Source organism: Rhodococcus sp. EPR-147, assembly GCF_001647185.1.
Lineage (GTDB): Bacteria > Actinomycetota > Actinomycetes > Mycobacteriales > Mycobacteriaceae > Rhodococcoides.
This window is the reverse complement of the sequence record NZ_LVCU01000221.1, coordinates 1-9661: the sequence shown is the minus strand read 5'-3', so window position 1 is coordinate 9661 and position 9661 is coordinate 1. Positions and strand designations below refer to the sequence as shown.

Below are 9661 nucleotides of genomic sequence, written 5' to 3'. Positions count from 1 at the left end.
ACCGAGATCGGTGTGCCGTCGTGCAGGATCACTGCCGTACCCGATGCATCGAGTTCTGCCAGAACAGAGTTCAACTCCGCCAACGCCCTCGGAGCACTGACGAGCGTGCGGAGCGTCGACGCGGCGTGGTCGATGCCGATCTGCGCGAGATAACGCGCTGTGTCCGTCGTCGCGCCGACGGTCTGCGGCCGGCTCATCCTGCGCTCCGAGCCGATCGAACAGGCAGCAGATCATCGACCGATTCGACGATGTACGTGGGCCGACCCTCTGGCGCTGCCCGGTCGACATCGTCGAGAGTCGATTCGCCGGTGAGCACGAGAGCCGTCGAGGTGCCGGCGTTCACCCCCATGGCGATGTCGGTGGTGAGCCGGTCGCCGACGACGAGCGTGGTGGCCGGATCGATCCCGGTGAGCGCGCTGATGGTCTCGAACATGAACGAGCTGGGTTTGCCCATCTGCGCAACGGCGACGAGTCCTGTGCTCGCCTCGATGGCCGCCGTGACGGCCGCCGCGTCCGGATCGCCGAATCCTCCTGGGAGAGGACAGAACCGGTCGGGGTTGGAGGAGACGAGAATCGCGCGACGGTAGACGGAGAGTGCCTCGAAGGCGATCTTGAGTTTGCGGTAGTCGAATCCGCGGTCGTAGCTCGCGACCACGACGTCGATCTCCCGTGGATCCTCGCTCAGTTCGAGACCGGCCGCCGAGATCGAGTCCTTCAGCGGCTGTTCACCGATGACGAAGATCTTGCCTTTCGAGGCATTCTCGGCCAACCACCGCACCGTCGTCATCGACGTGGTGATCACGTCGGACACCTGCGCCGGTATGCCGAGCGATGTGAGCTTGTCGGCGTATTGCTGTGGCGCACGGGTGGGGTTGTTGCTGCAGAACACGACTCGACGACCATGGTCGCGGAGCGCTTCGATCAGGTGCGCTGCACCGGGCAGCAGTTCGTCGCCGAGATAGAGCGTGCCGTCGAGGTCGAAGACGTAGGACTCGAACAGCTGTGTCGGTCTGTGCAGAATCGACTGTGTGAGTGTCGAAGTCGGCGTCATCGGGTCGTCACCTTGCGGGCCCAACCCTTGGAGAGTTCGACTGCCTCGATCCAGCCCGCGTACATCTCCTCGGCTTTGGTGCGGTCCATCTTGGGCTCGAAGGTGCGGTCCACCGACCACAGTGCCTCGATTTCGTCGAGGGATTCCCATACCCCGGTGCTCAATCCGGCCATCAGCGTCGCCCCCAGCGCAGTGGCTTCGGTGATGGCGGGCCGGATCACGGGGATGCCGAGGATATCGGCCTGGAGTTGGCAGAGCATGTTGTTGTTCACCGCGCCGCCGTCGACCCGCAGCTCGGGCAACGTGACCTGACCGTTCGCGGTGATCGCGTCCACGACATCGCGGGTTTGGAAGACCATGGATTCGACGGCTGCGCGGATGATGTGCAATCTGTTGGTGGAGCTGCTCATTCCGACGATGCAGGCACGGGCGTAGGGATCCCAGGTCGGTGCGGCGAGTCCGGTGAAGGCGGGAACCAGGTACACACCGTCGGTGCTGGCCACCTGACCTCCGTACCATTCGCAATCCGCAGCTCCGTGAATGAGTTTCATGTCGTCGCGCAGCCACTGCATGGTCTTGCCCATGCTGAACAGCACGCCCTCGTTCTCGTAGCGGACATCGTCACCGACACCCCAGGCGACGGATGTCGTTGCGCCCTCGACCATCTGCGGGGTGTCGCCGCAGTTGATCGTCAGGACCCCTGCTGTTCCGTACGTCATCTTGGCCTGACCGGCTCGGAAGCAGACCTGCCCGAAGAGCCCGGCTTGCTGATCGCCCATGTTGGACGCGATGGGAATCGGTGCCCCGAACGTGGCACCGGCGTCGCCGACGATCGTGTCCGAGGAGACGACCTTCGCGAGCATGCAGCGCGGAATGCCGTAGGCGTCGAGCAGATCCTGATCCCATTCACGGGTGTGGATGTTGAACATCATCGTTCGCGAGGCGTTGGAGTAGTCGGTGACATGGGCGCACCGTCCGGTGAGGTTCCAGATCAGCCAGGTGTCGATGGTGCCGGCCAACAGTTCCCCCTTCTCCGCCCGCTCGTGCGCTCCCGGCACGGTCTCGAGAATCCAGGCGATCTTGGACGCGGAGTAGTAGGCGTCCGAGTTCAGGCCGGTGCGCTCGCGAATGACGGGGTCCAGTCCACGTTCCCGCCACCGCTCGATCACGCCGTTGCTCTGGCGCGACGCCCAGACCACCGCGTTGTGGATCGGTCGCCCGGTCTCCTTGTCCCACACCACGGCCGTTTCCCGTTGGTTCGTCAGTGCGATCGCGGTGATGTCGGTCGGTTCGAGATCGGCGCTCCGCAGTGCCTCGCGCATCGTTTCCAGCTGTGCGGTGAGGATTTCGAGCGGATCGTGTTCGATCCAGCCCGAGTTCGGATAGATCTGAGTGATTTCGCGTTGCGCTACCGCGCGGACCTCGCACTTCTCGTCGAAGATGAGAGTTCTTGCGCTGGTGGTGCCTTCGTCGATTCCGAGAATGTACTGAGTCATGGCTGACGCTCTTTCCGTCGTGTCGTGGCGAGATGGGGTTGGTGTTTCGGGTGAGATCGAGTTACCGCTGTGGGGCCGATGGGCCGGTTCAGATTTGTCCGAATATCAGTTGGGTGCCGACGATCAGCGATGTCGTGACGGCGATGGCGCACGCTGGAGGATCGAAGTGGCTGTCTCCGAGCGTGTGGAAGATGCGGGAGCTGAGCTCGGCGAGAAAAGCGCTGAACAATCCCACTCCGACGGCCGCCAGCAGTGCGATCGTGCTGGGCGCACCTGCGGAGAGAACGGCGACGGCGGCCAAGCCGGCGGGCAACGTGATGTGATGCGATACCGGACCGGACAGGCCGATCTGCAGCAGCAGGAGTGTCGTGGCACTGAATCCGAAGAGCAGGATGGGGCCCAGTGCTCGGGCCGACTCCGGAAGGCTGACGATCAGCCAGCCCGCAGCCAGTCCGAAGCCGACAGCGACGGTGCCAACCTGCAGCCGGTGCGATTGGAACGGTAGCCAGGCCTGCGTCGCGGTCGGGTGCCACCGGGTGGCGATCTGTGCGCCCGGGCCACCTCGGTTCGATGCCACCAGTCCGGTGCGTCCGAACGAAAGGCGCGTTGCCGCAGCAAGAATCACGACCGTGAGGGCGACAGTATCGGTGAGCACCACCGCCGAGGTAATCGTCGAGTCGATGCTCACGGCGGATTTGAGAGCCTTTTCGAGCGCGAATCCGAGAACTCCGAACGCGCCGCCGACGAGCAGCACGCTGCTGCTACCGAGGCCGACCAGCGGCGAGAGAATGTTCTTGCCGTCGTCCAGCTTGCCGGTGCGTTTGGCGTATGCCGCCGCCGCAACCGCCCCGACGAACGCCACCTGGGGGCCGAGAAAGGGCCCGAATGCCAGCTGCCCCAGGAAGTCGTAGTCGGAACCGGCCAGCGCTGCCACCACGCCGACGATGCAGAAGATGCCGCAGAGACTGAAGACGAACAGTCCACCGAGGGCAGCGCCGACCAACCCACCGCCGAATGCAGCGATGTACGCGACCAGTTGAAGATCCACGGCAAGAGTCCTTTGTTCGAGACGGTGAGGTGCCCGTTCACGGGTCCTCGTGGTGGAGCCCGTCCACTCCTGGCCCGAGGTGACGGGTGGGAATGCGGGGCGAAACCTCTTCGAAAGCCATCGGCCGCACCAGGCGGGGACGGTGACCGAGGGAGCTCGTGTTCGAGCGACGCCGGGTTGAGAGGAACTGTCTTCGTGTTTATGCCGATTTGTGCGGCTTAGTGACGAAGTTAACTCACGCTGGAGTGGCAGTCAACATCTACCGGGCGGTAATATCTGCGACTTCAAACCCCATTTCACTAGGCAAATTGGTGAATCTGTGTGATCCTTGTCATCTAGTCCTGAGGCGGTAGCCCTCCGCACGGGATCGCAAGAGCTGCATTAATCCGCACCCGGGATGGTGGTCATGGAGCAATACACTGTCGGCATCGACGCCGGCGGAACCTTCGTCAAAGCAGGGCTGTTCGACGCGAACGGGCACGAATTGGCCGCATCGAAGGAACGAAGTCCGCACTCGACGTCCAGCGGCGGCAGGCGTGAACAAGATCCCGATGCACTGTTCGGTGCCGTGTGCTCCGCGGCGCAGGCCCTGCTCCGCTCGTCGGGCATCGGTCCGCGCCACATCGCCGCGATATCGGTCACCGGCTACGGCAGCGGGTTGTGGCTGGTCGACGAGCACGGCGCGGCGCTCGGGAACGGCATCCTCTCGACCGATGTCAGGACCGAACTCGAACCCGCATCAGCACTGGACGAGGTCACGGCAGCACGGGTTGCGCACATGGTGTCGCAGCGAGGGTGGAGCGGACAGACCGCGGCGTTGTTGAGATGGTTCGACGAGCACGAGCCGTCGATGCTGCCCAGGGTGCATCGCGTCCTTGCCTGCAAGGACTACATCAGGTCTCGATTGTGCGGGGACATGTCCACCGATCACACCGATGCCGGGCTGACCGGCTTGTGCGACATCGAGCGAAATTCATGGTCGGAGGACGCACTCGACTTGCTCGGACTCTCGCAGTGGCGCGCCGTGTTGCCGAGTATCGGGCCGGGCGCAGAGAAGGTCGGCGTGGTCACCGCCGTGGCCGCCGAACTGACCGGATTCGCGGTGGGCACCCCTGTAATTCGGGGAGTGGTCGACGTCGCCGCGTGCGCTGTCGCCTCACGGGTGCTCGACAGGAGCCACATGTCCGTTGTCGCAGGAACATTCGGAATCGATCAAACGCTGCATCGACGCCCCAGAACCAGCAGGCCCCCGTTGCTCCAGTGCCGGTACGTCACGGGGGAGGTGTATCTCGCGAGCGAAGGCGGGATCACGTCGGCGAGCAACCTCGAATGGTGTTGTCGCTCGCTGTTCGGCGGACCGGCAGACGACGCCAGGAACCGAGGGGGAGACCTCTATCGGATGTGCGACGAGGCCGTGACTCGCGCCTATGCCCGAGATCGATTGGGCGACATGATGTTCTTCCCGTATCTGTTCGGTGGACCCGGGGGCGCGCCGGCCGGTCTGCTCGGGGCGGTTGCCGAGGACGGGTTCGACGAGGCGGCGCTGGCTGTGTACGAGGGAATCGCCTACGCGCACAGAGCGGATATCGAGTCGCTCCTCGAGGGCGAGGACGCAGCTCGGCCGGGCGTCGTCCGGATGTCGGGGGGTGCCTCGCTCAGCCCGATCTGGCCGCAGATATTCGCCGACGTTCTCGGACTGCGCGTGGACGTCGCCGACCGAGGGGAAATCGGGGTCCGTGGCGCTGCGATCACAGCTGCGGTGGGAATCGGGATGTTTCCGGAATTCGCCTCCGCTGCATCGGCATTCACGCCTACGCTGCGATCCTACGAACCCGATCCGCAGCAGGTGGCGGTGATGGCTGTTCGATACGCGCGCCATCGTGCAACGACCACGGCACTGGCTGCGGTCTGGAGCAGAGGGTATTCGGTCGACGATCGCTATTGCGCCCGGTCCGTCGTCGCAGCGGATGCCTGACCGCCCTGTTCGATGTCGTCGACGGAGATGCACTCGACGCCGCTGTCGCGATACTGCCGTAGAAGTGCGGGATCCAGGCCGGGCTCGACCGCAAGCGTGGTGATCGCCGCGAGCGGAGCAACCTGGAATGCACCGGAATAGCCCAGCTTGTCGCTGGTGCACAGGACGATCGAGCGGTGAGCCCCCTCGATCATCGCCCGTTTGATCTGCGCTTCCTCGTACTCGAAATGAGTGATACCGGAGTCGACGTTGATGCCCAGAATGCCGAGGATCGCGACATCGGCATTGATCGACCCGTAGGTCTTGAGAGTCTGCGCGCCCACTGTCACCATGGCGTTCTTCAGGAGGCGACCCCCGACCACGACGACCTCGCAGTGGGGATGTTCCGCGAGGTTCACCGCGGTGGACGGGCTGTGCGTGACGAACGTCGCGCGAAGTTGGGGGTCGAGCTGTTTCGTCACCTCGATCGCCGTCGTACCACCGTCGATGAGAATCACCTGGCCGTCCTGCAGCAGGCTTGCGGCAGCACGGGCGACGAGCGACTTGGCCGACGCCTCCTGGCCTCGCCGATCCCGGTAGTCCTGGCGCAACGTGGACACCACCAGCGCTCCGCCGTGCACACGCTTCAATTTTCCTTCCGCTCCGAGCTCGTCCAGATCCCGGCGAATGGTGTCCTCGGAGACGTCGAACGTGACGGCGAGTTCGGAAGACAGAATCTTGCCCGTCGTGCGCAGTAGCTCGAGGATTCGGAAGTGCCGCTCGGGCTTGAGGAGTGTGGCCACCAGGGCATCGTATCCGTCGACCACGGTCGTAGACTCGGATCGATGAGTGCTTCTAGCGTGACCCTGGACGACGTCGCCCACGCACATCGACTTCTACGCGAACGTAATCCGCTGGTCCAGTGCCTGACTAACACCGTGTCGGTTCAGTTCGTCGCGAACGCGCTGTTGGCCGCGGGGGCCGCTCCGGCGATGGTGGACAACCCCGAGGAAGCGGCCGGCTTCGCCGAGATCGCCGACGCGGTCCTGGTCAATCTCGGGACTCCGACGGCCGCGCAGGTCGAAAGCGCTCACCTGGCGTCGGCCGCAGCGAGGGCAGCGGGGAAGCCGTGGGTTCTCGATCCGGTGGGAGCAGGTGGTCTGCCGTGGCGCACCCAGGTGGCCGTCGAGCTACTTGCCAACCGGCCCAGCGTCATTCGCGCCAATGCGTCGGAGATCATGGGGCTGGCAGGTGCGGACGGCGGATCGCGAGGAGTGGATTCGTCTGCGCAGGTGGCGGATTCGGTCGATGCGGCGAGATCTTTGTTGGATCGAGCGGACGTGGTGGCGGCATCGGGGGAGACCGATCACATTCTCGGCCCGGATGTCTTGGTGAAGGTCGGCGGCGGAAGTGCACTGCTGCAGCGGGTTACCGCGACCGGATGTGCGCTCGGTGCGCTGACGGCTGCCTACTGCGCGGTGTCACCGAGTGCGTTGATCGGTGCCGTTGCGGCGCACGCGCATGTCGCGGTGGCGTCGGAGATCGCTGCGCGGTCGACTACGCGGCCGGGGTCCTTCGCCGTCGCGTTCCTCGACGGCCTGGACGCGGTGGACGAGTCAGCACTACGTGAATTGGTTCGGCTCGACATCGGCTGGCCTGAATGACGCGCGCTCCAGTGTGCAGCTGGTGCTCCACTGTGCTGCCATATTCGCGGGAATGTCGCGAAATGTGCGCGTAGTGGTGCGGAAAATGCAGATCGCTGCGAAGGTAACGCCCTCTTGACCGAAACGTGATGTAACGGAACACGTTTGCGAGCGGACATACCTGGCGTCGGGCAAATCGAACCAGGTGGTCTTCATGAAACGACTTCTCCTCGTCATCATCAGTGCGTTCGCTCTCGTCGCGTGCGGGAACTCGAACGAACCGGGCGCAGCGCCGGCCACCACCGCGCCTACTACAGCGCCCCCGGCGAGCACCCAGCCCCAGGCCGCCCAGCCGCAGCCCGAGGCGAGCCGGCCGACAGTCGACACCGGGGCAGTGGAGCCCGACGGTCCGATCGACTGGAATACCGAGGAACTCCCCGAGAACAACTCCCTGCCCGACGCCGAACAGCATGCACCGGGTTCGGAGTACCCCATTTGCCTGGGGCTGGACTCCACCAGGGTGGTCGACGCAGTCGCGTCCTTGCCGGACTACTTCCCAGGCGAGCCCTGGATCGCAACCCGGATCGGCGACCAGTGCGCCGATTTCACCTGGGTGCGTGCCGATGCCGGTGGCACCGCGTCATCACCGACGCACATTCTGTTCTTCGCAGGTCACAACTACGAATACCTCGGCACCGCGACGCTCGAGCCCACCTCGTTCAGCTCGGTGATCGGTCAGACTGCCGACACCGTCACGGTCGACTACCGCTGGCCGGTGGGTGACGACGCGTTCGCCAACCCCACCGGCGGCCCGGTGACGATCGACTACCGCTGGGACGGGACACAGGTCACCATGATCGGCACCCTCCCGCCCGAGGTCACCGGCTAGATCGAGACGGACGATTCCTCGGGAAGCTCGCGGATTTCGGCGTCGGACATCTCCTTGAAGCGGCCGTAGTAGACGCCCCTGGCCTGCTCCGCGACGATGGCCTGGTGGATGGGGAATGCCATCCTGGGGTTCACTGCTCGCAGGAATTCGACGGTCTCGGAGAGCTTCGACCACGGCGCGGCAGCGGGGAGCGCGAGAACCTCGACCTGCTGCTCGGGGACGAACAGCGAGTCGCCCGGGTGGAACAGCTGGCCCGGATTCTCCGGAGTGCCGAGCAGGTAACCGGTGTTGTCGATCTCCGGCAGTTCGGGATGGATGACGGCATGGGTGCCGCCGACGCCGGTGACCGTGATGCCGCCGACCGTGAAGGCCTGACCCGCGGGAGCCGGAGTCCACTGGCCGCCGAGTTGGCCTGCGGTCATCGGATCGGCATGCAGTGCCGCACGCGGATTCGCCTCGACCAGAGCGGGAAGTCGCTGCAGATCGACGTGATCCGGGTGCTGATGGGTGACGAGGATCGCGTCGAGTCCGGTGATGCCCTCGAACCCGTGAGAGAACGTGCCGGGATCGAACAGCACGGTGGTGCCGTTGAGTTCGACGAGAACGCAGGAATGTCCGAAGTGTGTCAGCCGCATGGTCCCCACAGTAAGCGCGGTTTCGCGCCTCCCGCCAGGGCTGCGTAGACTCCCACCTGCCGGTAACCAGCCGTACGTATTTCAAGGAGCGCTTTCGTGGCCCGAGTCGTTGTCGATGTCATGCCCAAGGCCGAGATTCTCGATCCGCAGGGTCAGGCGATCGCCGGTGCACTGGGCCGTCTTGGCATCTCCGGTGTGTCCGACGTCCGCCAGGGCAAGCGTTTCGAACTCGAGGTCGACGACACGGTCGACGACGCCGAGCTCGAGAAGATCGCGGAATCGCTGCTGGCCAACACCGTCATCGAGGACTGGACAGTCACTCGCGTGTCGGTAGAGCCCGCCGCATGAGCGCCCGCGTAGGAGTCATCACCTTCCCCGGGACTCTCGACGACGTCGACGCCTCTCGTGCGGTCACCCTCGCCGGAGGAGAAGCCGTCAGCCTGTGGCATGCCGATGCCGATCTGAAGAACGTCGACGCCATCGTCGTCCCCGGCGGATTCTCCTACGGCGACTACCTCCGCGCCGGAGCGATCGCTCGTTTCGCCCCCGTGATGGAGTCCGTCGTCAAGGCCGCCGAGGGCGGTATGCCGATCCTCGGTATCTGCAACGGCTTTCAGGTGCTCTGCGAAGTGGGACTGCTCCCCGGCGCGCTGACTCGCAACGAAGGGCTGCACTTCGTCTGCCGCGATCAGTGGCTGGCAGTGGAGAACACCGACACCGCGTGGTCGTCGCGATACGAGCCCGGTGCCGAGATCCTGATCCCGGTCAAGAATGCCGAGGGTCGGTTCCAGGCACCGCAGAACGTGCTCGACGAACTCGAGGGTGAGGGCCGAGTGGTCTTCCGCTACAGCGGCAGCAACCCGAACGGATCGCAGCGCGGGATCGCCGGAATCTCCTCGGCCAACGGTCGAGTCGTCGGTTTGATGCCGCACCCCGAACACGCCA

General features: G+C 64.8%; 10 protein-coding genes and 1 pseudogene. 5 read left to right on the top strand and 6 right to left on the bottom strand.

The window, feature by feature from the left end:
- From A2J02_RS10765 to A2J02_RS10750, 4 genes and pseudogenes are all read right to left on the bottom strand, one after another.
- Positions 1-197 (bottom strand): annotated as a pseudogene (locus A2J02_RS10765) (hypothetical protein); the annotation flags it as partial.
- The gene (locus A2J02_RS10760; RefSeq protein WP_068049944.1) at positions 194-1051 is read right to left on the bottom strand and encodes an HAD-IIA family hydrolase; all 858 of its coding nucleotides are present in this window, start codon (positions 1049-1051) and stop codon (positions 194-196) included. The gene A2J02_RS10760 and the pseudogene A2J02_RS10765, both read right to left, overlap by 4 nt.
- A complete protein-coding gene (glpK, locus tag A2J02_RS10755) occupies positions 1048-2547 on the bottom strand; it encodes a glycerol kinase GlpK (RefSeq protein WP_068049937.1) in 1500 nt (499 codons plus the stop codon). The genes A2J02_RS10760 and glpK overlap by 4 nt, the downstream gene beginning before the upstream one ends.
- Positions 2548-2635: 88 nt before the next feature.
- Entirely contained in the window at positions 2636-3595 is a 960-nt protein-coding gene (locus A2J02_RS10750; RefSeq protein ID WP_068049935.1) for a hypothetical protein, read from the bottom strand.
- Positions 3596-4001: 406 nt separating this feature from the next.
- Between A2J02_RS10750 and A2J02_RS10745 the strand changes: the two genes are divergently transcribed.
- Entirely contained in the window at positions 4002-5570 is a 1569-nt protein-coding gene (locus tag A2J02_RS10745) for an FGGY-family carbohydrate kinase (protein WP_068049942.1), read from the top strand.
- On the opposite strand, the gene A2J02_RS10740 is transcribed toward A2J02_RS10745, so the two are convergent.
- Complete coding sequence (locus A2J02_RS10740; protein ID WP_197477997.1) at positions 5534-6376, bottom strand: DeoR/GlpR family DNA-binding transcription regulator; 843 nt, start codon at positions 6374-6376, stop codon at positions 5534-5536. The genes A2J02_RS10745 and A2J02_RS10740 overlap by 37 nt on opposite strands.
- 18 nt (positions 6377-6394) lie before the next feature.
- Here A2J02_RS10740 and thiM point away from each other — a divergent pair, with 18 nt between their 5' ends.
- Together thiM and A2J02_RS10730 are read left to right on the top strand one after the other, a co-directional pair.
- Positions 6395-7213 (top strand): hydroxyethylthiazole kinase, encoded by an 819-nt coding sequence (thiM, locus tag A2J02_RS10735; protein ID WP_068049933.1) that lies wholly within the window; start codon positions 6395-6397, stop codon positions 7211-7213.
- A gap of 193 nt (positions 7214-7406) precedes the next feature.
- Positions 7407-8081: an LppP/LprE family lipoprotein gene (locus A2J02_RS10730; protein ID WP_068049939.1), complete on the top strand. Its 675-nt coding sequence runs from the start codon at positions 7407-7409 to the stop codon at positions 8079-8081.
- Here A2J02_RS10730 and A2J02_RS10725 read toward each other — a convergent pair.
- A complete protein-coding gene (locus A2J02_RS10725; RefSeq protein WP_068049930.1) occupies positions 8078-8716 on the bottom strand; it encodes an MBL fold metallo-hydrolase in 639 nt (212 codons plus the stop codon). The two genes, A2J02_RS10730 and A2J02_RS10725, sit on opposite strands and share 4 nt — an antisense overlap.
- 96 nt (positions 8717-8812) lie before the next feature.
- Here A2J02_RS10725 and purS point away from each other — a divergent pair, with 96 nt between their 5' ends.
- Positions 8813-9064, top strand: a complete 252-nt coding sequence (gene purS, locus A2J02_RS10720) for a phosphoribosylformylglycinamidine synthase subunit PurS (protein ID WP_032395924.1) — start codon at positions 8813-8815, stop codon at positions 9062-9064.
- A partial coding sequence (gene purQ / locus A2J02_RS10715) for a phosphoribosylformylglycinamidine synthase subunit PurQ (RefSeq protein ID WP_068049928.1) occupies positions 9061-9661 on the top strand: 601 nt, incomplete at its 3' end. The genes purS and purQ, both read left to right, overlap by 4 nt.

Excerpts from the sequence above, each read along its gene's own strand:
- A2J02_RS10760 (WP_068049944.1), bottom strand. The coding sequence starts at position 1,051 with ATGACGCCGACTTCGACACTCACACAGTCGATTCTGCACAGACCGACA.
- glpK (WP_068049937.1), bottom strand. The coding sequence starts at position 2,547 with ATGACTCAGTACATTCTCGGAATCGACGAAGGCACCACCAGCGCAAGA.
- A2J02_RS10745 (WP_068049942.1), top strand. The coding sequence starts at position 4,002 with ATGGAGCAATACACTGTCGGCATCGACGCCGGCGGAACCTTCGTCAAA.
- thiM (WP_068049933.1), top strand. The coding sequence starts at position 6,395 with ATGAGTGCTTCTAGCGTGACCCTGGACGACGTCGCCCACGCACATCGA.
- A2J02_RS10730 (WP_068049939.1), top strand. The coding sequence starts at position 7,407 with ATGAAACGACTTCTCCTCGTCATCATCAGTGCGTTCGCTCTCGTCGCG.
- A2J02_RS10725 (WP_068049930.1), bottom strand. The coding sequence starts at position 8,716 with ATGCGGCTGACACACTTCGGACATTCCTGCGTTCTCGTCGAACTCAAC.